The organism is Bacillus sp. es.034 (genome assembly GCF_002563655.1).
Classification (GTDB): domain Bacteria; phylum Bacillota; class Bacilli; order Bacillales; family Bacillaceae_B; genus Rossellomorea.
This window is the reverse complement of the sequence record NZ_PDIY01000001.1, coordinates 193,253-216,525: the sequence shown is the minus strand read 5'-3', so window position 1 is coordinate 216,525 and position 23,273 is coordinate 193,253. Positions and strand designations below refer to the sequence as shown.

The following is a 23,273-nucleotide window of genomic DNA, read 5'->3' as shown; positions in this document are numbered from 1 at the left end:
AGGGATTGGACCGCTCATTCGTGGGCGGTTACGTTTTTTTAGAAGGAGGCTCGTTATGCCGAACGAAATCATGGTGGATGTAAAAGATTTAGTGAAAAGATATGGTTCCTTTACGGCGGTGAAGGGAGTCCGCTTTCAGGTGGAGAAGGGAGAAATCTTCGGATTGCTCGGGCCGAACGGGGCCGGGAAGACGACGACGATCGAGATGCTCGTGGGACTCCGGAAACCGGACGCGGGGACGGCTAGCTTAGCCGGATTTGACGTGAAGAAAGATGTGAATAAAGTGAAGGAAGTAATCGGGGTTCAGCTTCAGTCGACCTCGCTGTTTGAATTGCTCAAGGTGGAGGAAATCCTTCATCTGTATGCGAGCTTTTATCCGAAGAATGTGGACATCGATCAATTGATTGAGGATATGCTGCTGACGGAGAAGCGCAAGGACCGGATCAAGGGACTGTCAGGCGGGCAGAAGCAGCGTCTGGCGATTGCCCTGGCACTGATTCATGATCCGAATATTGTGTTCCTCGATGAACCGACGACGGGACTGGATCCCCAGGCAAGAAGGACGCTGTGGGATATTGTCCTGCGACTTAAGGAGCGGGGGAAGACGGTCATCCTGTCGACTCACTATATGGATGAAGCCCATGTGCTTTGCGACCGGATCGGCATCATGGACCAGGGGGAGCTGATCGCCCTTGATACACCCGGAAATCTCGTAAAAACGTTACAGTCGACAAGCACGATTGAATTCCATCTGGACAATCCTCCTGAGCAAGTTTGGTTCATGCAGATGGATGGAGTGGAAGAAGTCGCCATCAAGGATTCATTGGTCCAGCTTTACACCGATGAACTGCAAAGGGCGTTGACGTCCCTGATTACCTTATCGACCGAGCATGATTTGAAAATCGAGGACCTCCAGACGCGTCAGGCGACACTCGAGGATGTCTTCATTCATATGACAGGAAGGAGGCTGCGGGAATCATGAGAGCATATTGGCAGCTGACTCTGGCACAATTACGGATTTTTGCCCGAAACAAACAAGTATTATTCTTCACCCTTCTCTTCCCGGTCATCCTGATGGTGGCCCTCGGTTCATTCGCAGGCGGAGGGAACTCGGTTTCCCTGACGGTGGGGATGATCGACAGTGATCAAACCGATGCATCAAAGGATTTAAAGAACTTATTCAATAAAAATGAGGGAATTGAAACAGCTACATTCGATAACGTCAAAGCGGGAAAAAAAGCCGTGAAAAACGGTGATATCCAGCTTCTCATCGAAATCCCGAAAGGATACGGGGAAAACGTGAAGGACAGTGACGAAGCGTTCTCAATTCCCGTTTACTATAACGAGAAGAACCTGACAACCGCTGAACTTGGACTAACGGTAGTGAACGGAATCATTGATCAATACAGCAAGGACCTTGTCGACTACAAGCCTGTCGTGACGGTCGAAAAAGTCGGGATCGAAGCACTGAACATACGCTATGTCGATTTCCTCGTACCAGGCATTGTTGCCATGATGATCATGAGCAACAATATGAACGGGGTGGCGGGACAAATCTCTGCCTGGCGCGAACGGGGCATCCTCCGACGCATGCAGGGGACGAGGCTGAAGGCGTCCACCTTCATTGCCGCACAGATCACGGCACGTCTCATGCTGAACGGGACCCAGGCACTCCTTGTCGTACTGATTGCCGATCTCATTTTTGACATTAACGTGGCAGGCTCGTGGCTTGCGATGATTTTCTTCATCATCCTTGGGACCCTGGCGTTCATGTCCCTCGGCTTCATCATTGCGGGTATGGCGAAGAATCCGGAAAGTGCGGGACCAATCGCGGGCTTCGTGACGTTTCCGATGCTGTTTCTAGGCGGTGTGTTCTTCCCGATCAACAATATGCCGGACATCATCCAGCCTATCGTGAAGGTGCTGCCGATCGCTCACCTCAGTTCCGCACTGCGGGAGACGATGAATCTCGGGACACCATTTCTGGAGCTTGGGACGGAGACCTTGATCCTTGGAGCGTGGCTCGTTGGCGGGTTTGCTCTGGCTAGTTATGTGTTTAAGTGGGAATAGAAAAAAAGTCCAATCGGATCAACCCGACTGGACTTTTTTCATGCCCTCTTTTCCAAATCCTTTGCCGTCTCACTCATCTCCACGTCGTTTCCTTCTTTGTAGGTTCCAAACAACACATCGACAAATGGGGTAGAGACCCCGTACCAATAGTTCTCATTCTTATAATGGTGGAGGATATGCGTCTTTTTGAGCCAGCGGCCGAACCGCGTCTTTGGCTTCATGGGACGGTGAGCGACGTAGTGCTTCCATTCGTATACAAAGAACATGAAGAGGATCCCGGTGGTGAAGGCAAGGGTGAATGACATTGATCCGGTCAGGAAATAAAACAACAGACACAGGACAAAGAGGTTGGGGGCGCTGTACCAGACCGGTAGAAAGAGGAGCTTCAAGTCATTCGGCTTCTTATGGTGATCATAGTGCAGGCGCTTGATTAAATTCAGTAAAAAAGGGTTCTTCGGTGACTTGATGTGAAAGAGGAAGCGGTGGGTGAGGTATTCGCTGAACATGTAAGTGACAATCCCGACGGCAAAAAATAACAAGCTGAATAGGGAAAGCTCCATCGTGAACAAAAATCCGAGTACCAAGAGAAATATGCCCACCATGACTAAAATATCAAAGTGTAAAAAGAAATCCCGATACAATCGATTCTTTTTCATCCTTCCTTGCCTCCATCCATTTTTTGTTTCCATAGGCGTATGCTCGTTTCCATCATGTCCCGGACGGTTTGTTCGGCTTGTTGAAAATCCCCATCCAATATCCATTTTAGAAGTGTATCGTAATAATCCCGTGAAGCGGTACGATGGGTTGAATCGCTGAAATATTTTTCCGCCATCCTGATATACACATCCTTAAAACTGTTCAGAATCAAAAGATAAATCGGATTGGGTGACAGCATGGCCACCCGATGTTGGATATGCCAGTCAAATTCAGCATACGTTTCAGCTGTGTCATTCATATCTTCAAACGAGGCGAAGAGGGAAATGACCTTCAGCTTGTTGTACTCCATAGCGTCCCTGAAATATGCAGGAGTAATGGAGACACGCAGCTCAAGCATATAAACGATGAATTCATCGGGGATTTCTTCTTCGTGCTGAAGGATCGTGACGATCGTCATCAAGTTCCCCTGCTTCCAGTAATCATTCACGACTGCGGGCATTCCTTTCCGGCTCCGGATCCAGCCGTCCCGTTCCAATTTCTGCAGGGCTTCCCGAATGGTAGGGCGCCCCACTTTGTAATGAACAGCGAGATCTCTTTCTGATTGTAGGGGTTCCTGAATCTTCAGTTCGCCGCCCAGTATGGAACGGGTAAGGTCACGGGCGATGATATCGGAAGAACGTTCTTTCATTATGGTACCTCCTGAATGGTAATACCAATTTTTTTTGTGGTATTACCATTATATGATCTCAGTAAGTGCATTTGTCAATATATTCAGAAAAATATAAATCGCACCGTGGGTAGATGCTAAAGTAATGATATGATCATTCAAACGATACATTCATTGTCGGTACCGACACGTCTTACCATTTTAGAGCTTTTACGGGAAGGAGAACTGACATCATCAGAGATTGCATCACATTTCAGCATATCCGCACCAGCCATTTCCCAACACTTAAAAGTACTTGTGGATTCAGGATTAGTGGATGTCCGTAAAGAGGGCACGAAACGTATTTACAGAATAAGAAGGGAAGGTTTCAGTGAACTAAGGGAATTCATAAACCAATTTTGGGATGACAGCCTGCTGCGTTTAAAGGAAGCGGCTGAAGAGGAGGAAAGGAAAAAGAATGGTGAATGAACCGTTACGTAAAGAAATTTTTATTGAATGCAGTCAGGAGACATTATTTTCTTTTTTTATCGATCCTGACAAGATGGTTCGGTGGATAGGAAGACACATTCTACTCGAACCAAGAATCTCAGGTAAATACCGTATCGATATTGATGGAAGTAACATCGCCTTGGGAGAGTATAAAGAAATTATTCGTAACGAGAAAATTGTTATGACGTGGGGGTGGGAAGGATCTGACATCATGCCTCCCGGTTCAAGTTCCGTCGAATTCCTGCTCATACCCCAAAATAACGGGACACTGCTTAAATTAATCCATCATGATATACCTGAAGAAAAAAGATCGTCCAACAATGATGGTTGGACTCATTACATGGACCGATTGAAACGCCTGTCTCAAGGAGAATCCATCGGAGAAGATCCTTGGTCAAAAAACAAGCAAAAAAAGGAGCAATCATAATGACCATTCATGAAGAACTGACATTCAAGGCAACACCAGATCAAATGTATAAAGCATTGACAGATTCCTCACAATTCAGCGAGCTGACGGGAGGTGCCCCAACAGACATTCAAGCAGAAGATGGAGGATCATTTTCCCTATTCGGAGGAATGATTACAGGAAGGAACATTGAACTTGTCCCTGGAGTAAGAGTGGTTCAGGCCTGGCGTGCCGGAAATTGGGACGAAGGTGTATATTCATTGGTGAAATTTGAATGGAATCAGCAAGGGAGTGGCACTCAATTAGTGTTCGATCATGTTGGATTTCCGGAAGGACAAGGAGAGCACTTAACAGCCGGATGGCATGAAAACTATTGGAAGAACCTGAAGAAATTCTTTGGGGAAGAGTGACTGGCTCTCATGATTCAGAGGATAAAGGGAGTCAACTACTCGTTTCATAAAAATGGCCGTATGCGATGTCTTCATTGCATACGGCCATTTTTTTATCTTCGTTTCTTAAACTTTTAAAATTATGATCAGAACCTTTTCCTTGACTCCAACTAGTTGACCCCCTAAACTATAAAATAGAATAATTAGTTTAGGGGGTCAACTAGTTGGATAAGCGGTTAATTGAAGCAGTCGAGCTGTTCGAGGACGTGATGGTGTTCGGGACAGATCGGGTGCTGAAGAATGTAAAGGCTGATGTGTGGCAGGAATATTCTCCTGAACAGATTCAGGTGCTGAAGCTTGTGAATAAGAACGGTCCGCTTGCAGGGGGTGTGATCGCCGAGCTCCAGGGGGTTCATAAGAGTGCGATTTCGAACCGGTTGAAGAGGCTTGAAGAGAAAGGGCTCATCGAAATCGTGAAGGCGGAAGGAGATCAGCGGAGCAAGCTTGTATGCCTCACGGAGGATGGTCAGAAGGTCGTAACCGAGTCCGATCAAGCGGTTTATGCCTATATCGAAGACTTGTTCGCCGATCACGTGAAGGACGAGGAGCTGGATCAATTCCTGACCATGTTCAGGAAAATCAGATCGATTTTGAAATTGGAGGGTGAAAAAGGATGAAATCCATCATCAAATTCAAGTGGCCGGTTACAATCGGCCTTCTTATAATAACGGTTTTATTGTTTATGATTTCGCCCAACCTGTCGAAGCAGGCAGAAGATGCCGGGACGTTCCAACTCCCTGAAGATGCTGCGTCAAAGAAAGCGATGGAAATGCTGAATGACGCCGGGGCAGGGGAAGAAACGATATCCCTTGTGTATTCACTGGACGAAAAATTGACGGACTCCGCAAAGAAAGACATTGCGTCAAATGTAGATGAACTGAAAGAGCTTGGGGACCCGGTCAGTTCGGTCCTCGATCCGTTTGAAAGCGAGGAACTGGAAGCCCAGCTCGTCTCAAAAGACAAAAAGACCGTCCTTGTTCCGATCACCGTTGACGGAACACAGGAGGAAGTGGTGGAGCTTGCTGATTCCATTAAATCAGACATCCTGAAAGGCGAGTCCTCCGTTTACCTGACGGGGGAAGCCATCATCAATAATGATGTCAACCTGAGCGCGCAGGAAGGATTGAAACGGACGGAAATCATTACGGTCGTGCTGATTTTTGCTCTTTTATTAGCCGTATTCCGTTCAATTGTGACCCCGTTGATTCCATTAGTGGCTGTTGGAATCACCTATTTACTCAGTCAATCGATCGTTGCATTTTTCATTGATTGGTTTGGATTTCCCGTTTCGAACTATACGCAGATTTTCCTTGTTGCCATCCTGTTCGGGATCGGGACGGATTACTGCATCCTGTTATTGAGTCGGTTCAAAGAGGAATTGGGGGCAGGGCAGCCTATCAATGAAGCGATCATCCGTACGTATAAGACAGCAGGACGCACGCTTTACATAAGCGGGCTCGCCGTCTTCATCGGATTCTTCGCTATCGGGTTTGCCGACTTCCCGATCTTTAAATCAGCCGTAGCCGTGGCAGTCGGAATTGCCGTTCTGTTACTGGTATTGAGCACGGTCATGCCGTTCTTCATGGCCACCTTGAAGGAAAAATTGTTCTGGCCATCGAAGAAATCCGTTTCTCACAATGACAGTAAGTTATGGGCTTGGATGGGCAAGCTTTCCGTCAATCGTCCATTGTTGTCCATGGCAGTGGTGGCGGTCATCACGGTTCCACTTTTATTCACATACGACGATGCCCTGTCCTTCAACACGGTGGATGAAATCGGGGACAGCTATGATTCGGTCAAAGGTCTGCAGGCGATTGAAGACGGATTCGGTCAAGGGGATTCCCTGCCGGTCCAGGTTCTGCTTTCAAGCGATGAAAAGCTTGTGACCGAGGATACCGTTCCTTATGTAGAAAAGCTGAGTCGTGAGCTTGCGAAAGTCGACGGGGTGAAGAGTGTACGTTCCATCACACGTCCTGCCGGCGAGGCAATCGAAGAATTCAATGCGGATTATCAGCTTGGAAAAATCGCTGAAGGTGTGAACGGAGCGGCTGATGGTCTCGATCAGGCCGTAAAAGGACTCAGCCAGCAGGCAGCCATGGCCGGTCAGGGGCAGTCTCCGCAACCAGGTGCACCGAATCCGCTGGACGGTCTGAATCAGATCACAGGCGGACTAAATCAGGCCGGAGATCAGCTTCAAGGGATGAGTGACAGCGAGACCATCCGTGATACCGGGTTATACTTACCACCGGGTACATTGGACAATAAAGAATTTGCCCAGGTGATCGACCGGTATTCTTTTGGAGAAGAAAAAGGGATGAAGCTTGAAGTCATCCTGTCCGATAATCCGTATTCACCGGAAGCCATCGACACCGTGGACCGGATCAATGAAACGACGGAACGGGTCATCAAAGATACACCTCTTGAAGATACCGAGGTTGCCATCGGAGGAGTCTCAAGCATCAACCGTGACCTTAGCGATATTTCAACGAGTGACTTCACCCAGACGGTGACGATCATGCTTATCAGTTTGTTTGTGGTCCTGGCGATCCTGTTCCGTTCCTTCATCATGCCGCTCTACATGATCGGATCTCTGCTTCTGACGTACTTCACGTCTGTTGCCGTAGCCGAGTGGATTTTCGTGGAGGGGCTTGGATATGACGGTATCAGTTGGGCCGTTCCGTTCTTCGGATTCGTCATGCTTGTGGCCCTTGGAGTCGACTATTCGATTTTCCTCATGGACCGTTTCCGTGAAGAGGCATCAGAAGGCATGACGGTGACCGATGCCATCAAAGCATCGATGGCGAAGATGGGAACCGTCATCATCACGGCAGCGATCATCCTCGCAGGTACATTCGGTGCCATGGTACCGTCCGGGGTACTCAGTCTCGTGCAGATCGCGACCATCGTCATCACCGGACTGCTTCTGTATGGACTGATCGTCCTGCCACTATTGATACCTGCCATGACTGTGTCATTCGGCAATGGAGTGTGGTGGCCGTTCCGACCGAAGAAGGAAAAGTAGATTGAGAACAGCCCGTTCTAATATAGAGCGGGCTGTCTTTTGAATGAAAGACGAGTTCAAGACAAAAACAGGCTAAATACTCTGAATTTTAGTTCAATTTAAAGGAAAAAATATTTTTCTGAAAAACTAATCAGAATCTCTACTGAAGTTGTCGGGTTTCTCTTTGACATATAAGGGTTCAGAGAAGGTCTGGGTACTTTCAAACCTGTATCATCAAGCGTTCATGACACTATTTTCACTTTTGTTTTTTCATAAAATAGTTTATAATAATCAGATAATACTAGATATTTTACCCTATGAATCATTATAATAGAAGATGGTATGGTTTTTTTTAGACACATGAAGGTGCTGGATTGAAAGCGCCTGCAAATATAGTGGATGAGGAAGGTTATAATGAGCAGCTTACAGAAGAAAACAGATGTTATCTTAATTGGTGCTGGTGTCATGAGTGCGACTTTAGGGGTGATCCTGAAAGAGTTGGCGCCGGAATGGGAAATCACAGTGTTTGAAAAGCTCGCGAAGCCTGGGGAAGAAAGCTCAAACGAATGGAATAATGCCGGAACCGGACATTCTGCACTATGCGAGCTCAACTATACATCCGAAAAGCCTGATGGATCTATAGACATTACGAAAGCAATCAAAGTTAATGAACAGTTCCAACTTTCAAGACAATTCTGGTCTTATCTCGTCAACCGCAATCTCATTGGTCAACCACAGGAATTCATCATGCCGATCCCGCATATGAGCATGGTTCAAGGTGAAGAAAATGTGGAGTTTCTGAAAAAGCGTTTGGAAGCGCTGTCAGCTAGTCCGTTGTTTGAAGGCATGGAATTCTCCGATGATCCGGATAAATTAATGGAATGGATTCCGCTGATCATGGATGGCCGTGAATCGGATGAACCGATTGCAGCGACGAAGATTGATTCTGGGACGGACGTCAACTTCGGGGCATTGACCCGCAAATTGTTCGACCATTTGAATGATAAAGGCGTAGAGATCAACTACAACCACAGTGTGGAAGATATCAAACGCAAATCCGACGGTTCATGGGAAGTAAAGGTCCATGATATGGACGGAATCAAAATGGAATATCATACGGCGAAGTTCGTCTTCATCGGCGGCGGTGGCGGAAGTCTTCCGTTACTTCAGAAAACTGGCATCCCTGAGTCGAAGCAGATCGGCGGATTCCCGGTATCGGGACTCTTCATGGTGTGTAATAACCCTGAAGTCATCGAAAAACATCACGGGAAAGTGTACGGAAAAGCCAAGGTTGGAGCTCCTCCGATGTCGGTTCCGCATCTTGACACCCGTTACATCGATAACAAGAAATCCCTTCTGTTCGGACCATTTGCCGGATTCTCACCAAAGTTCCTGAAGACGGGATCGAATATGGACTTGATCACATCAGTCAAACCGAATAACCTTTTCACCATGCTTGCTGCAGGCGTAAAGGAAATGGGATTGACCAAGTATCTGATCCAGCAGGTTCTCCTGTCGAATGAAAAACGCATGGAAGAATTACGCGAATTCATCCCGAACGCCAAGAGCGAAGACTGGGACATCGTCGTAGCCGGCCAGCGTGTGCAGGTCATCAAGGACACCGAGGCAGGCAAAGGAACCCTCCAGTTCGGTACGGAAGTGGTCAGCGCTGCAGATGGATCCGTCGCTGCATTGCTGGGTGCTTCACCAGGTGCCTCTACAGCGGTTCACGTCATGCTTGAAGTATTGGATAAATGCTTCCCGCAGCACATGAAAGAGTGGGAGCCGAAGATCAAGGAAATGATCCCATCCTATGGAGTGGCTTTAGGAGAGAATCCTGAACTATTCAGGGAAATTCATACGTCGACTGCGAAGGCGTTGGGTTTGAGGGATAAAGAGGTAGCGTATAGTTAAGTGAATAAGAAGGAATGCCCTGTGGATGTTCGCAGGGTGTTTTTTTATAGAAATATTGTTTTAAGGAGAAATGCATCATGATCGTAATTGGAATTCTAGCACTCATCACCCTCTTCTCCATTGAAGTACAGATGAGGAAAATGAATAAATCGAATGAACGGGTTGTAGAATTGTTGGAAGAATGGAAGGGAAAAAACAGGTAAGAAGGAAAAGGGGAGAAAGTTTGAAATCGAATCTTATTATCGTTGAAGGGATACCGGGGTCAGGCAAATCGACCACGGCCCATTTTATTAAGGAGCATTTGGAGAAAGAAGGGGTCAAGGTTAAGCTCTTTCAAGAAGGGGACACCAGCCATCCTGCTGATTATGAATCGACTGCTTGTTTAAATGAGGGACAGTTTAACGCCATACTTGAAAAATTTCCTGCCCGTCGGGAGAGTATCAAAGAGTATGCCGAGAAGAAAGGCGATCACTATTTTATTTCATATCGCAATTTTCTTGATATGGATCCTTCTCTTGTTGAACACCTGGCTTCGTATGATGTTTACGAACTAGATCTGGATACGTTCGAAGACATCTCCTATAACTATTGGAAGGAATTCGTAGAAGAGACGGTATTTGGGGATGACGTGTACATATTCGAATGCTGTTTCCTGCAAAATCCCTTTACCAAGTTCATCGCCATGCATAATGCTGAACCAGAGAGGCTCGAGAACCATTTAAAGAAAATCAGTTCGTTGATTGCACCATTGAATCCTCTGCTGGTTTATTTTCATCAGGAAAACCTGGAGCAATCCTTCAACCATGTATATGAAGAGCGAAGTCAGGAATGGCGTGAGTTCTTCATGGATTATCATATGAATCAAGGGTATGGAAAAGAAAATGAGTTGAAGGGGTATAAAGGGCTTGTGGAGTTTTTGGAGATGCGCAGGGATTTAGAGTTGCGGATTCTTGAGGGGTTGCCGGTTAGGCACATGCTCATTGAGAATGGAGACAAAGACTGGGATACTTATTATGAAAAAATGAAGGAAGCGATTAAGTAGCTGGAGGGAAAGGTTTGTTCTTATTATTTCTAATTGTGACAGCCTCCATCATCGGATTCTTTTTGATTCCATTACACATATTTGGCCTTGTCATCGGGTTTGGAATCATCGCGGGTTGTCTGGTGAGAGGGTTGTACCTATTGCATGAGATTAATAGTAAGTTAGATAAGCAGAACAGGGAAGAACAGTAGGCGGCTCAAACAGATGCCGTCTTTATTTGTGTTTGTACCAGTAATTTGAAATAATTACAATATAAGGACTTTGGGAAAGGGGGATGCGAGTGAAGGATTTGGAAAGCAGGTTGAGTAAAATGAACCTGGAGATTCTGAGCATAGAGGAAATCGGTGGCGCCCATGCGGGAAACATTTATAAAGTCGAAGCTCTAAGTGATAATGAGAATACGAGAGAGCACTACATCTACAAGGAATTTGCTGAGGGACGGGATCAGGAAGTAGAGATTTATAAGAATATAGAAGAAATAATGACGCCTTTTAGTAGAGTCGTGAATGTATGGGAGACTTCTCCACAAGCGATGCTGATGTGGGATTTGGGGTATCCAGTTAAAGCCAGGTATGAAGCATTGCCTATAGCTGAAAAGAAAATTCTGATCAGTGATATTTTAAAAGTATTGGCTTCTCTTCATGGTATGGATACCGGTCAGGACAAGCTTCCTGTCCACCAGTTAAACGCTGAATGGAAGGATTGGTGCTTAGATCAGCTGGGCAAGTTGGGCTCAAGAAAATCGTGGGCCAGTCCACAATGGAAGAGAACAATCCAGGAAGTGTATGAGCGACTAGATATCCCTCATTATCAAACGAAATGTCGATCCGTCATAACCCATGGGGACCCCCATCTGGAAAATGTCTTTTATAAGGATAATGAAGTCTGGCTCATCGATTGGGAATGGGCAGCCATCGGGTCTCCCTTAAGGGACGTGACGATCTTGATGCAGGATATATACGACGAAGAACTGATTTCATACGTCCCAGAATTCTATCTACAATACATGAGGGAACGCGGAATCTATTTGGATGATAACGATTTTAGGAGTGATCTGAGCTACCTATACATAGACCATTTGACGATGATGCTTGCCTGGGAAGTGGAGAAGTATTTTCAGGGACATCTGTCCGAAAAGAGGATTCGCGAAATTATAGAGTGGAAGATTGAAGAGATTGAGCGGGTGAAAACTGAAGGAATGGATAGAAAAAATAAATTTAGTTATTAACATCTTGCACTAAGGGGGAAGAGGATGAAAAATGAGTTTAATAACATACACTTTACACTTTTAGAGGTCAAAAACGGCATCTATGCCGCAATTTCAAAACCAGGTGGCGGTGCAGTTGCAAATGCCGGATTTGTTGATTTAGGTGACGGAGTAATCGTGTTTGATACGTTTAACACGCAGCAGGCGTCAAAAGGGATGAGAGATGCTGTCGAAAGAATCACGAATCAGAGTGTCACGTGGGTTGTAAATAGCCATTATCACGGAGATCATGTCCGAGGCAATCAAACGTTTAAGGACATTTCTATTCTTTCAAGCGAGGCCACCTTAGAAAAAATGAAGGAAATCCACCCTTCCAGAATAGAGAAACAGAAAGCGGACATCGATGGACTCACTCAATATATAGAATCTCTCGAAAAGCAGCTTGATGAATCCGGGGAAGCAACCCTTCAAGATCAAGTGAGCTTTCTACATGAAATGAAACGGTCCTTACCTGATCTTGAGTTGACGCTGCCCAATGAAACATTTAGGGAAGAGAAGGCTATACAGGGAACAACTAGAAGCGCGAAACTATTTACGTTGGGAGGTGGACACTCCTTTTGTGATAGCATCCTTTACCTTCCGGAAGAGAAAGTGATCTTTATGGGGGACTTGGTATTTGTTCAATGTCACCCGACATTCTTTGATGAAACCGATCCAAGAAAATGGATGGATATTTTACGAGAAGTAAAGAAGTTGGATATTGAAACAGTCATTCCGGGACATGGCGATATTGGGACGAAAGATGACATTGATACAATGATTCTTTATTTGACACATCTTTTATCCGTTAAACATAAAGAAAGTGCTGAAATCCCTCCTCTTTATAAAAATTGGGCTTCTCCAGAAGTATACTTTCAGAATATAAAAAATGTGAAGAGCAAAAAGGGGACTTCCGTACATGAATAGAGAAATGTTGGTACCGATTAATAACTTCAAACTATACGCCAAACTAATCGGTAAGAAAAACAATAAACCCACTCTGGTGATGGATGCAGGCTACGGTGATTATTCAAAGGCCTGGGATTCAGTGATTGGAGAACTATCAGAAATAACGGAAGTACTGGTATACGATCGTGCCGGGCTTGGAAGAAGCGGGAAGAGTCCGAATCGGAGGACGAGCCGCGAGATGGTAAAAGAGCTGAAGGAACTTCTAAGCACCCTGGACGTCAAACCTCCATACCTATTTGTTGGACACTCTTTCGGAGGAGTGAATGTGAGTGTATTCGCTCATGAATATCCTGAAGAAGTCGCAGGTTTGGTGCTGGTTGACTCAACTCCGGTGGAATATAGGGAACGCTTCCTCCCTACGATGACGAGTGATTTCCAGGAAGCATATCGCAAGCAATTCGTGCGAGAAGGCAGCTACGAAGAATTTATGGAAAGCCTGGGGCAGTTAAAAGAATATGAGGAGACTTTAAGTATGCCGGTCATAGTACTTTCCGCTGGTAAAAAAGATCATTATTCAGAAGCATCCCAGGAATTGTGGAATGACATGCAGAGGGAGATGGCGTTGATTTCTTCTAAGGGCGAAGTTGTCCTTGCCAAGAATAGCGCTCATTATATTCAAAGGGATGAACCACAGGTGCTTATCAAGGCGGTTGAAAAGCTGATAAAACTTCATTCCGAAGAAAAAGTTGAAACCATCTCTGCCATGAATACGTAAGGTAAGAAAACCCCACGGAGGTGCAATCATGTACGAATACACATACGTCCAAACCAGTCTTGGCGGATTTTTCTCCGAGCCGAAGCATAGGGAGATCATCGAGGAGTATGCCGCTGACGGATGGCGGCTCGTTCAGGTGCTTCCGCTAAAGTACAACGGCCACGGAAAACCAACGGATTATGAAATCATATTTGAAAGACCGTTGTCTTAAAAAAAGCGGATTTCTCACGAAGAGAGATCCGCTTTTGATTAGGGTGACATTTTCGAATTGACGGATTTGATCGCTTGATTTAGTTCCGTCAGGTCGACTTCTCCCGTTTGGGTATCTTTCAGATGGTACTTTTGTTTGAGATTGATGATTCTTTTTACGCTTTCATCAATTCTCTCCTCCGAGATTTCTCCATTTTTCACAGCCGATTTCAGTGCTTCCATAGCTGCTATGGCTTTACGAGCATCATGGGCGATGAGGATCAGGTCGCTGCCGGCTTTGACGGATTGCACCGCAGCTTCTCCCATTCCGTAGTTGTCCGCCACGGCTTTCATGGTCATATCATCAGTGATGACAACCCCCTTGTAGTTCAGCTTCTTTCGTAAAAGATCCGTCACGATGGCCTCAGAGAGTGATGAAGGATAGGTGTCATCGAGTTCGGGAAGCAGGATGTGTGCGACCATGATGAGGTCGGCTCCATCATCGATGGCACGCTTGAATGGAATCAACTCCAGGGACTCGAGTTCTTCCAGGCTCTTGTTGACTACGGGAAGCGCCAGATGTGAATCGACGGAGGTGTCGCCGTGACCAGGGAAGTGTTTGATCGATGACAGGATATTCTGGGATTGAATCCCTTTCATCGTCTGGATCCCCAGCTCGCTGACGATATCAGGATCCGGGCTGAAAGAGCGGTCGCCGATGATCGGGTTATCCGGATTGCTGTTTACGTCAAGGACAGGTGCGAAGTCCAAGTTAAACCCGAAATCTTTCAGTCCTTTGGCGAGAATGGTGCCGACCTCATAGGAAACGTCGGGGTCGTTCGCGTTCCCGATTTTTTGATTGGTAGGGAAGTGCGCGAGTCCTCCGGGGAGTCGCGTCACATTTCCGCCTTCCTCATCGACGCTCAACAAGAGTGGAAGAGGGTTATCGGCGTTTGCTTCTTTCAATTGATTCAGAAATCGGACGGTTTGCTCCGGGCTCTTTAAATGGTCCGAGAAGAAGATGAATCCGCCGACCTTGTGCTTCTGGATCAGATTCTTTGTGGGCTCATCCATTTGGGTTCCATTGACGCCGGCTACGAGCATCTGGCCGATTTTTTCATCAATGGTCATGTCTGAGATCAGGGTGCCGGCGTCACCCTCTCGATCTTTGCCCCCGATGGGATTAATGGCGAAATAGGATAGAATGAATACAAGGATCATGACGATTAAAAGGGTATAGCCAATCTTGTTTTTCGACATATCATTTGTTCCTTTCAATGTTGAATACTTGGTATCATTCTGTTCGTATCTGGTGTGCTGTAAACGGGAAAATAGAAAAAGACCCGGTGTGAACGGGTCCTTTTAAACGATTGGAAGTACTTATCCCTGTATTTTTGCAAGGTCACTACACAATTACACCTGAAACACCCACACCACAATCGGCCCAAACACCGAACCTAACAGAGCACTCAGTGTCATGGACACGGAACTCATGGATACGGTCAATTCCCCATATTCCATTGCTTTCGACGTACCTAGGGCGTGGGATGCGCTGCCTAAGGCGATCCCGCGTCCGAGTGAGCTATGGATGCGGACCATTTTCAGGATCATCGGCCCGAGGATGACGCCTGAGAAACCGGCGATCATGACGAAAACGACGGTCATGGCCGGGACGCCACCGAGACCTGAGGCAATCTGGATGGCGACGGGTGTCGTGATCGATTTCGGAACGATGGAAAGGATCAACTCATGATCGATGCCGAGAACCCGTGCAAACAGGAGTCCGCTCACCATTCCGGTCAGTAGTCCAGCGAAGACGCCTCCGATGATCGGGAAGCGATACTTCATCAGAATCTTCCGCTGCTTATACAGGGGATACGCAAGGGCGACGACGGCGGGTCCAAGCAGGGAATGGATCCATTTCCCGCCGATCATGTACTCCTCATACGGAATATGCATAGAGATCAGCAGTCCGACGATCACAATCGTAGTCGTCAGGACCGGGATCAATACAGGGTACGAGAAACGCTGATACACCTTCACCATGGCAAAATAAAGGACGGCGGTGAGGGTAATGATCAGGAGTGCGATCAGTGCTTGCATGCTTGTTCCCTTCTTTCAGATCGTTTTTCTAAGTGCTGACTGGCAAAACCGGATACGGCCATTGTGACGACGGTGCTCACGACGACAATGAGAAAGAGTAAGGCACCTGTCCCTGATAAAAGGGTGGGGTAGTTCATGACCCCTGTCATGGCAGGGATAAATAATAAGGGAAGGATCGCAAGTAAAAAGCTTGCACCATCCTCTACGATGATCACGGGAACCATTTTCAACGACAGGCAAGCAAGGAGCAGGATCAAGCCGATGATGCTTCCGGGTATCGGGAGGTGGAGGAGATGCTCTACGGCTCCGCCTATAAATGAAAAGGCATAAAGAATGCCGATTTGGATGATAATTCGAATGATTTTCATAACACAGGACCTCCCGACAGGAAGTCCCTTTTCCCACCTTTCAATGAAAACGCTTTACTTTTCCTGGGATTACTTGTACCATACAACTATATACTTGTATTATACAAGTACTTGAATCGTTGTCAATGAATCTGCTAGGTTGATTGACGTAAATAGGAGGGATATCTATGTCCAAAGAGAACGCAGTTGAAAGGATTGAATATGAATTGACCAGCCTAATCAGAAAAGCGGTCTTCCGGGATCAATCCGAGCGGAAAATCGGGATATTGGAGCGGTCGGCCTACCTGTTGATGAGGCAGCTGGATGAACAAGGACCGTCACGGTTGAAAGAGCTTGCCGAAGCGTTCCTGCTTGATATTTCGACATTGTCAAGACAAGCAGCTGCCCTTGAATCGAAGGGGCTCATCCAGCGCTTTTCAGACCCGAAGGATGGACGCGTAAGCTTATTTGACCTTACCGAAATGGGGAAGGAAAAGCTTGCCCTCGACAGCCGCATGAGGCTCGAATGGTATGTGGGTCTGCTTGAAGGGTGGTCCGGTGAGGAGAAGAAAATGTTCGGGGAGCTGCTGGTCCGAATGAACGGGGCATTTGATGAATAAAATAGGTCCGCTTTCTGTTGTTGGCACACATCAGGAGGCGGATTTTTTTGTCGAAAAATAATCGTTGACCTTGGAAATATCTAACAGTAAAATAAAAATTGATTAATCAATCATTTTTAAAAAAGGAGGGGGAACAACATGTCACGAGAGGAAAAGATGATGAAAAAGAGAGCGGCGATCCTGGGGGCGGCCGTCAAAACATACAGCGAAAATGGATTTGCCGAAACGACCATCTCGGCCATTGCCAAGGAGGCAGGGGTCAGCTTCGGATCCGTCTTCACATACTTTGCCACAAAAGAGGTCCTCTTTGAAGCGGCGATCCTTGAGCCGTTGGAGGAGATCAAGCCATATTTTAGTGAGATAGAGGAACGGTACAGGGGGACACCGATGGAGATGGTCAGAAACATGATCGACTGCCAGCTGGATGTATTTGCAAGGAAAAAGGATTTCCTGCGTCTGTCCCAGCAGGTATTGGCGAGGCCGGACCGGTATCCCGTCTTGTTCGCAGAACTAAGTGCCTTTGTCGATGTGTTTGCAGAACGCATTCATCCTGTCATTGAAAGAGGGCAGAAGGAGGGATGCTTCTATGAAGGGTCACCGGTGCTGATGGCACAATCGTATATTTCCTTATTGAACGGGTTGCGACTGACCTTCATCGATGACCATACAAATCTGATTTGGAGCAATATGAAAATACAGGCCCTGCGGTTATTCGGTCCTGTGACGGAAGGGTGGGATGTGTGATGCGAATACGCGATATTCATCCGAACCTGAAACTTCGGCTTGCCATGCAGTTCCTCGGGGGACTTGTCACCATGGCGGTCATCCCGTTCATGGCCATCTATTTCGCCCAGAAGATCGGTGCCACCCAAACGGGGATCATTCTTGTCCTGATCGTCATCAGCGGGATCATCGGTGGGTTTATCGGAGGGCATATCTCAGATAAGATCGGTCGCCGGAAGATTATGATTCTGGGCGAACTCGGAATCATGATGACGTTTTTCTTCATTGCCTTGTGCAATTCACCGTGGTTCGACCTGCCGTATGTCACAGCGGCGTTCTTCGTTCTTAACATGTTTGCCGGCGGAATGTTTCAGCCTGCAGCTCAGGCGATGATCATCGATGTGACCGATTCCGATTCACGGAAGCTCGTTTTCACCGTCAGCTACTGGCTTGGGAATCTCGCCACCGCGATCGGAGGCATCATCGGCGCCTTTCTATTTAAAACGTACCTGTTTGAATTATTCCTCGGGATTTCAGGGATCACACTCCTGTCGGTCCTGATCACGATTTTCTTCATTTCAGAAACCTACACACCGGAACCTGCCGCCACTGAAACCACTTCTTCATCCAACAAGATGGTTCAAAGCTATTCAACCGTATTGAAAGATAAATTATTCATGATGTATATCATCGGGGCCGTCTTCATTTTCACCCTGGAGCAATCGTTGACTAATTACGTCGGAATCCGCCTTGAGAGGGATATTCCCGAGCAGCAGGCTTCTCTGTTCGGCATTGACTTTACACTTGATGGGACGCGTATGCTTGGATTTCTGCGGACGGAAAATACAATTATCGTCGTGCTCTTATCCGCTGTCGTACTATTTCTTTTTAAAAAGTGGAGTGACCGCTGGACGCTTGTGATGGGGATGTTCATCTTTACCCTTTGTTTCAGCGCTTTTGCCTTTACAAACAATATTTTATTCCTTTTTATCCTGGGCTTTGTCGGGACGTTCGGGGAGCTCATGTATGTGCCGATCAAGCAGGCGATGATCGGGGACCTGGCTCCGTCCAACGCCCGCAGTACGTATATGGCCTTTTACAGCCTGACCTTCTATGGTGCCATGATCATCGCATCCCTGCTCATCATCGTAGGGGAATGGGTGAGTCCAATGATGATGGGAGGCATTCTGTTGATACTCGGTATGACTGGAACTTTCATGTATCATCTGATCATGAAAACATTGGAAGCGAAAGCGGTGCAGGAAGTCGAAATGAAGGCATCGGTTTCTTCTTGATAACGAGTGAAGACCCTGATCGCAGGGTCTTCTTTACTTTCTGATGAGTATCGTATGTTTCTCCAACTGACTCTCTTCATAAGCTTCTGCGATGCCCATCTTCCGGATCGCCCTCTTATCCACTTTTTTATAAGGCAGCGTTACTTGAAAATCCGTTTCAAAAGGAAAATCATCAAACGTCACCTCATGCTCATTCACCCATCTGGTTTTAAGCCTTTGGTTACCAGAATGGAAACCTTCCGTATTCTTAAATCCGTCTTTGAACCACAGATGCTCGTTTTCTTTCTCGACACCTGGCTCGTTCAAGCAAAAGTAGAGTGATAGATTGTCTGAAAGTTGAAGGAGCTGAAAGTGCTGGGTGAGCAGTTCTTCATCGATTTTTGGCAGATGGTTCCGGATTTTCTGTTGCCTGTTTGCTTCATCCCGTAAAAATTGCAGGCAGTCGGGATCCTTCGATTTATCGAAGAATGAACAGAAATGAAGGCTGCATAGGAGGGCCGCATAGAGGTTGACCTCTTCGATTTCATTCAGCCCGATTTGATAGAATGCAAGTTTTGGGAGGAGGGGATAGTCTGAGAAGGTGAAGGGAATCTGCTTCCCGTCGTTCCAAATCGGTGTGTCGTCAAGGCCAATCCAGCTCCGGTCGTGCTGATGGGATGCGTATACGAAGTCATCGAAAAACTGATCGGATATTAATAGATTACGATTGATATGTTTGATCGTTTCGCCGGATACAAAGGCGTGGTCGTGCTGCTTGATCATGATGAAAGAATCGTCGGTCTCTCTGATTATCATTGAATCAACATCCCCTTTTTATGACCATTATAGCAAACTAGACATCTCTTATTCAGTCAAAAAAAGATCGAAAGCTGCATGGGCTTTCGATCTGTGGACGTTAGTGGTGCTGACTGTGATTTCCACTCTCAACAGGAGCGTGGTCATTCAAGGCTTCGATATCAGCTTTGGATAGTTCTCCGACGGCAAAAGGCAGTGTCGGCATGATGGTGGATCCGTTGTTTCCTGCGTGGACTTTGATGTAGTAGAGTCCGTCTTCCGTCAGGTTCTTATTGAATGTGTAAATACCGTCTCCAGCATTCTCGGCTTCTTCCATTCCATCATGGAAGGATCCGTCGCCTTTCCAGATTTCCACATGAACAAGGTCGGCATCATCCACTGTTTTGCCGTCTTGTGTGAGCTCGATCTTGATCGGGTCACCGCTTTCGGAAAAATCGTCCGGCATCGTCATATCAGCCTGAAGGGGAGATTCCTGCTGGTACAATTCTGCTGCATCTTCTTTCGGGGCGCAGGCACCAAGTAGCGTGCACAGGAAAAGGATACTCAAATAGTTAAAGGTTGTTTTCACATCGGATCGTCCTTTCTTAAGCCGCACCGAAGAATTTTTTCGTGGCAGGGATTTTTTTGATCAATAACCGGTCAAGAAGCAGGATGACAATCAGGGAAGCCCCAACGAGTGGGAACAGGATCCCGAGTGCAATCATGACAAGCAGGAAGTACTTCATCTTCAGGATGCCCGGTGATTTTGGTGCTCCCATTTCTTTTTTTGGTTTCCGTTTCAGCCACAGATAGAATCCGCTGAGGGCGACTAACATAATGCCAAGGCAGATGAGCAGGCTGAACAGCTGATTAATGAATCCGAACTGTGTGCCTGTGTGAAGGGTGATCCCCATGGCGACGATTTTCCCACCGAGCCCGTAGTTATCGAAACGGTAATCAGCAAGGACGGCTCCTGTATACTGATCAAGGTGCATCGTGACTTCATTTTGTGCTTTGGCCGGGAAAGCAGATAGAGTATAGACGCCTTTATCATCCTGAGGGATGTATACAGTGTAACTTGGATCGATTCCTTCTCGTTTGGCAATCGATACAACATCATTCATAGATAATGGTGTGTACCCTTCAAGGGCTGATACGGGAACTTCCAAATTCTCAGCAGCCCAGGGGACGTCAGCGATTTCCTTTGTTTTCACGACGGATTGAGGTGCTTCCCCTGTCCAGATGGATGGAGGATAACCGGCTCCTGCGTTTGTCATGAGGTTCTGGAAATTGGTTCCCCAGAATCCGGACCAGGGAAGTCCCGTCATGATCAGGAACAGCATTCCCGCTGTGACCCAGAACGCAGGGACAGCGTGAAGATCCCTTCTGAAGATCTTCTTTCCTTTATTCAAGCGGGGCAGGAACACACCCGAGAGCTTGTCTTTCTTACGAGGAAACCATAGGAATAATCCCGTGACAATCAGGACAATGGCCCAGCAGGCAACAAGTTCGACAATGCGGTCGCCGAGGGTACCTGCCATCAGCTCCCCGTGAATTTCTTCGACTTTATTCATGATCCGGTCCTCGGGCTTCAATTCACCCAGTGACTTTCCTGTGTAGGGGTTCAAGAAGACAGTGGCAGAGCCGTCTTCTGTACTGATGCCGATTTCACTGGAGCGGTCGGCGCTTTCCCCGGGACGAAAGCTTGTGATCTGTGCATCGGGGTGAAGCGTTTTCACTTTATCGATGAGTTCAGTGGCTTGAAGTTTCTCCCCTTCTGGATTGACTTCGTAATACTTTTGATAGAGATTCTGTTCGATCTGGGGCTTGAACAGGTAAATCGATCCCGTCACAGCGAGGATCAGTAGAAACGGGGCAATGATGAGGCCCGCATAGAAATGCCATCTCCAAATCGTTTGATATGATTTTTTATCCATCGTATTTTCCTCTTTTCCTAGTCGTGGCAACAGCCCGATCCTTGCATGTCATTTGAAATCGCCGTGATGGCTTGTGGAAGCGTGCAAATTTTACCCCCGAATCCGGTCTGGAATTGTTCGGCCTGCTTCCTCGATTCAAAGGAAATGACCTGTGGCTGACAGCAGTTCAGGTTCAGGTCCGCATCAATCAGGTATGTGGCGGTTTTTCCGCTGATCGTCATATCCGTCAGGAAGTCACGGCACAGGATCTGCATCACATCCTCCTTGATGTCTTCATAACGAAGTAATCCACAGTGCGGACAGCAGGTTTGTTCGATGGTGTGATCCTTCTTGATGAGTTGAACCGATCTTCTTGAAGTGGTCGGTTTCAGGCAATATACACAGGAGTCAGATGGGATACCCTCGGGTTCCATGGCAGAAATGCCGTTTGAAGTCTTGTGGACTTTGTTCGCTTCCATCAATGGCTTCAGGTCCCGGTAGACTGTCATTTCCGACACCTCTAGGCGGGAGCTTATGTCTGATACACGCAGTGTTCCTTCTTCTTTTATCCAGGTTAAAATTTGTTGTTGTCGATCGATCGGCAGCATGTGATCATCCTTTCTGCTTTGTTTATTAGATTCATAATAGATAAGCGCCAACCTTAGTTCAATAGATTATGTGTGGAAAAAAGTGAAGAAATGTTGAAGTGTAACATAAACGACATAGAAACTTTTGAATTTCCTCACAAATGATTTATATGAAGAATACGTCATGGTAGAGGGATTGGATCATAAAGGTTTCTTATTCGTCGATTTATTTCTGTTTGTTTTTGTTAATCTCCTGTGATTTCATGTGTCAGAAAGCAAGTCTACTAGAATGAACCGTATGTTTAAAAATATAAAAAAAGGTTTTCTCCTTTTAACATCGAAATCATTATAATGAAAGACAGTAAATAGGAGGTATGAACAATGGGAAGAATGGTACATTTCGAAGTGCATGTGGATGATATGGAACGTGCAAAGACGTTTTACGGGGAAGTATTCGGCTGGAAGTTCGAGGACTGGAGCGAATACGCCGGAATGCCTTATGTGGGGGCTGTGACAGGGGATGAGAATGAGATGGGGATCAATGGTGCACTGATGCAGCGTCAAAGTCCTCCACCTCAGCCGAATCAGCCGATGAACGGATATTCGTGTACGATGGGCGTCGGAAATTATGATGAAACCGAGAAGCTCATCCTTGAACACGGCGGCAAAGTGGCCATGCCGAAGTATGCTCTGCCGGGAATGGCGTGGCAAGGATATTACGTAGACACAGAAGGAAATGTGTTCGGGATTCACCAGCCGGATAAGGACGCGAAATAGAGGATGGGGTGTCTGACCTGAATCGGGGTCAGCCCCCTTTTTGGTTACATAAGGAGAAATGAGGAATCTATCGTGCTTAAAAAAGTTAGAATTACGAGTGCTGTTATTGTTCTGGCACTATCACTCTATGGGCTAATTTCAAATAATAATAGCATCATTCCTTTTACGATGGCAGGTTTGGCAATCATGATGGTCGTGATGGGAGCGGAAGAACGACAGAAGAACCGGAAATCGTATCGAAGCTATCTGCTTTTTGCTGTTTCTCTTTTATTGATCCTAGTGTCCATTGAAGGTTTTATCTACTAATTTTCCGTGAT

The 23,273-nt window shown here is 46.6% G+C and carries 29 protein-coding genes; 20 read left to right on the top strand and 9 right to left on the bottom strand.

The features are described 5' to 3' along the window. Positions 1-55: 55 nt before the first annotated feature. A complete protein-coding gene (locus ATG71_RS01225) occupies positions 56-982 on the top strand; it encodes an ABC transporter ATP-binding protein (RefSeq protein WP_098437952.1) in 927 nt (308 codons plus the stop codon). Next, a complete protein-coding gene (locus ATG71_RS01220; protein ID WP_098437950.1) occupies positions 979-2,070 on the top strand; it encodes an ABC transporter permease in 1,092 nt (363 codons plus the stop codon). Before ATG71_RS01225 ends, ATG71_RS01220 begins: the two co-directional genes overlap by 4 nt. Before the next feature lie 38 nt (positions 2,071-2,108). Here ATG71_RS01220 and ATG71_RS01215 read toward each other — a convergent pair whose 3' ends face one another. Together ATG71_RS01215 and ATG71_RS01210 are read right to left on the bottom strand one after the other, a co-directional pair. After that, entirely contained in the window at positions 2,109-2,726 is a 618-nt protein-coding gene (locus tag ATG71_RS01215; protein WP_098437947.1) for a sterol desaturase family protein, read from the bottom strand. Next, entirely contained in the window at positions 2,723-3,415 is a 693-nt protein-coding gene (locus ATG71_RS01210; protein ID WP_098437944.1) for a GntR family transcriptional regulator, read from the bottom strand. The genes ATG71_RS01215 and ATG71_RS01210 overlap by 4 nt, the downstream gene beginning before the upstream one ends. Positions 3,416-3,544: 129 nt before the next feature. Here ATG71_RS01210 and ATG71_RS01205 point away from each other — a divergent pair, with 129 nt between their 5' ends. From ATG71_RS01205 to ATG71_RS01155, 13 genes are all read left to right on the top strand, one after another. Further along, on the top strand, positions 3,545-3,862 hold the full coding sequence (locus tag ATG71_RS01205) for an ArsR/SmtB family transcription factor (RefSeq protein ID WP_098437941.1): 318 nt from the start codon (positions 3,545-3,547) through the stop codon (positions 3,860-3,862). Beyond that, positions 3,852-4,310, top strand: a complete 459-nt coding sequence (locus tag ATG71_RS01200; RefSeq protein ID WP_098437938.1) for an SRPBCC family protein — start codon at positions 3,852-3,854, stop codon at positions 4,308-4,310. Before ATG71_RS01205 ends, ATG71_RS01200 begins: the two co-directional genes overlap by 11 nt. Next, positions 4,310-4,699 carry an SRPBCC family protein gene (locus ATG71_RS01195; protein WP_286162881.1) on the top strand — a complete coding sequence of 130 codons (390 nt, stop codon included), beginning with the start codon at positions 4,310-4,312 and terminating at the stop codon, positions 4,697-4,699. The genes ATG71_RS01200 and ATG71_RS01195 overlap by 1 nt, the downstream gene beginning before the upstream one ends. A gap of 203 nt (positions 4,700-4,902) precedes the next feature. After that, positions 4,903-5,355 (top strand): MarR family winged helix-turn-helix transcriptional regulator, encoded by a 453-nt coding sequence (locus ATG71_RS01190; protein ID WP_098437935.1) that lies wholly within the window; start codon positions 4,903-4,905, stop codon positions 5,353-5,355. After that, positions 5,352-7,760: an MMPL family transporter gene (locus ATG71_RS01185; protein WP_098437933.1), complete on the top strand. Its 2,409-nt coding sequence runs from the start codon at positions 5,352-5,354 to the stop codon at positions 7,758-7,760. Before ATG71_RS01190 ends, ATG71_RS01185 begins: the two co-directional genes overlap by 4 nt. A 393-nt stretch (positions 7,761-8,153) precedes the next feature. After that, positions 8,154-9,653: a malate:quinone oxidoreductase gene (locus ATG71_RS01180; protein WP_098437930.1), complete on the top strand. Its 1,500-nt coding sequence runs from the start codon at positions 8,154-8,156 to the stop codon at positions 9,651-9,653. Positions 9,654-9,730: 77 nt separating this feature from the next. Further along, complete coding sequence (locus ATG71_RS23605; protein ID WP_286162880.1) at positions 9,731-9,856, top strand: hypothetical protein; 126 nt, start codon at positions 9,731-9,733, stop codon at positions 9,854-9,856. 20 nt (positions 9,857-9,876) lie between these two features. Continuing rightward, positions 9,877-10,695, top strand: coding sequence for a P-loop NTPase family protein (locus ATG71_RS01175; protein WP_179886424.1), 819 nt, complete (start codon positions 9,877-9,879; stop codon positions 10,693-10,695). Between the two features lie 14 nt (positions 10,696-10,709). Continuing rightward, positions 10,710-10,886 (top strand): hypothetical protein, encoded by a 177-nt coding sequence (locus tag ATG71_RS23215; RefSeq protein ID WP_179886423.1) that lies wholly within the window; start codon positions 10,710-10,712, stop codon positions 10,884-10,886. Between the two features lie 89 nt (positions 10,887-10,975). Further along, positions 10,976-11,923 carry a phosphotransferase family protein gene (locus ATG71_RS01170; RefSeq protein WP_179886422.1) on the top strand — a complete coding sequence of 316 codons (948 nt, stop codon included), beginning with the start codon at positions 10,976-10,978 and terminating at the stop codon, positions 11,921-11,923. A 24-nt stretch (positions 11,924-11,947) separates the two neighbouring features. Next, the gene (locus ATG71_RS01165) at positions 11,948-12,868 is read left to right on the top strand and encodes an MBL fold metallo-hydrolase (protein WP_098437921.1); all 921 of its coding nucleotides are present in this window, start codon (positions 11,948-11,950) and stop codon (positions 12,866-12,868) included. Beyond that, positions 12,861-13,625 carry an alpha/beta fold hydrolase gene (locus ATG71_RS01160; protein ID WP_098437918.1) on the top strand — a complete coding sequence of 255 codons (765 nt, stop codon included), beginning with the start codon at positions 12,861-12,863 and terminating at the stop codon, positions 13,623-13,625. The genes ATG71_RS01165 and ATG71_RS01160 overlap by 8 nt, the downstream gene beginning before the upstream one ends. A 28-nt stretch (positions 13,626-13,653) precedes the next feature. Continuing rightward, positions 13,654-13,836, top strand: a complete 183-nt coding sequence (locus ATG71_RS01155; RefSeq protein WP_098437915.1) for a DUF4177 domain-containing protein — start codon at positions 13,654-13,656, stop codon at positions 13,834-13,836. Between the two features lie 38 nt (positions 13,837-13,874). On the opposite strand, the gene nagZ is transcribed toward ATG71_RS01155, so the two are convergent. The 3 genes from nagZ to ATG71_RS01140 form a co-directional block, all read right to left on the bottom strand. After that, positions 13,875-15,074 carry a beta-N-acetylhexosaminidase gene (nagZ, locus tag ATG71_RS01150; protein WP_098437913.1) on the bottom strand — a complete coding sequence of 400 codons (1,200 nt, stop codon included), beginning with the start codon at positions 15,072-15,074 and terminating at the stop codon, positions 13,875-13,877. A 153-nt stretch (positions 15,075-15,227) separates the two neighbouring features. Further along, a complete protein-coding gene (locus tag ATG71_RS01145; protein WP_098437910.1) occupies positions 15,228-15,917 on the bottom strand; it encodes an LrgB family protein in 690 nt (229 codons plus the stop codon). Then, entirely contained in the window at positions 15,905-16,285 is a 381-nt protein-coding gene (locus ATG71_RS01140) for a CidA/LrgA family protein (protein WP_098437907.1), read from the bottom strand. Before ATG71_RS01140 ends, ATG71_RS01145 begins: the two co-directional genes overlap by 13 nt. A gap of 167 nt (positions 16,286-16,452) precedes the next feature. Between ATG71_RS01140 and ATG71_RS01135 the strand changes: the two genes are divergently transcribed. The 3 genes from ATG71_RS01135 to ATG71_RS01125 all read left to right on the top strand — a co-directional run bounded on the left by ATG71_RS01135 (position 16,453) and on the right by ATG71_RS01125 (position 18,902). Beyond that, the gene (locus ATG71_RS01135) at positions 16,453-16,884 is read left to right on the top strand and encodes a MarR family winged helix-turn-helix transcriptional regulator (RefSeq protein ID WP_098437905.1); all 432 of its coding nucleotides are present in this window, start codon (positions 16,453-16,455) and stop codon (positions 16,882-16,884) included. Positions 16,885-17,022: 138 nt separating this feature from the next. Continuing rightward, complete coding sequence (locus ATG71_RS01130; protein ID WP_098437902.1) at positions 17,023-17,628, top strand: TetR/AcrR family transcriptional regulator; 606 nt, start codon at positions 17,023-17,025, stop codon at positions 17,626-17,628. Further along, positions 17,628-18,902, top strand: a complete 1,275-nt coding sequence (locus ATG71_RS01125) for an MFS transporter (RefSeq protein WP_098437899.1) — start codon at positions 17,628-17,630, stop codon at positions 18,900-18,902. Before ATG71_RS01130 ends, ATG71_RS01125 begins: the two co-directional genes overlap by 1 nt. Positions 18,903-18,935: 33 nt before the next feature. Here the strand turns inward: ATG71_RS01125 and ATG71_RS01120 are convergent, their stop codons facing one another. The 4 genes from ATG71_RS01120 to ATG71_RS01105 all read right to left on the bottom strand — a co-directional run bounded on the left by ATG71_RS01120 (position 18,936) and on the right by ATG71_RS01105 (position 22,200). After that, positions 18,936-19,697: a DUF3891 family protein gene (locus ATG71_RS01120; protein WP_098437896.1), complete on the bottom strand. Its 762-nt coding sequence runs from the start codon at positions 19,695-19,697 to the stop codon at positions 18,936-18,938. A 100-nt stretch (positions 19,698-19,797) separates the two neighbouring features. Beyond that, entirely contained in the window at positions 19,798-20,265 is a 468-nt protein-coding gene (locus ATG71_RS01115) for a FixH family protein (protein WP_286162879.1), read from the bottom strand. A 16-nt stretch (positions 20,266-20,281) separates the two neighbouring features. Further along, positions 20,282-21,613 (bottom strand): PepSY-associated TM helix domain-containing protein, encoded by a 1,332-nt coding sequence (locus ATG71_RS01110; RefSeq protein WP_098437893.1) that lies wholly within the window; start codon positions 21,611-21,613, stop codon positions 20,282-20,284. Between the two features lie 17 nt (positions 21,614-21,630). Then, on the bottom strand, positions 21,631-22,200 hold the full coding sequence (locus ATG71_RS01105; protein WP_098437890.1) for a DeoR family transcriptional regulator: 570 nt from the start codon (positions 22,198-22,200) through the stop codon (positions 21,631-21,633). Positions 22,201-22,560: 360 nt separating this feature from the next. Here ATG71_RS01105 and ATG71_RS01100 point away from each other — a divergent pair, with 360 nt between their 5' ends. Then, on the top strand, positions 22,561-22,956 hold the full coding sequence (locus tag ATG71_RS01100; protein ID WP_098437887.1) for a VOC family protein: 396 nt from the start codon (positions 22,561-22,563) through the stop codon (positions 22,954-22,956). A 72-nt stretch (positions 22,957-23,028) separates the two neighbouring features. Further along, positions 23,029-23,262, top strand: a complete 234-nt coding sequence (locus ATG71_RS01095; RefSeq protein WP_098437884.1) for a DUF3953 domain-containing protein — start codon at positions 23,029-23,031, stop codon at positions 23,260-23,262. Positions 23,263-23,273: the final 11 nt, after the last annotated feature.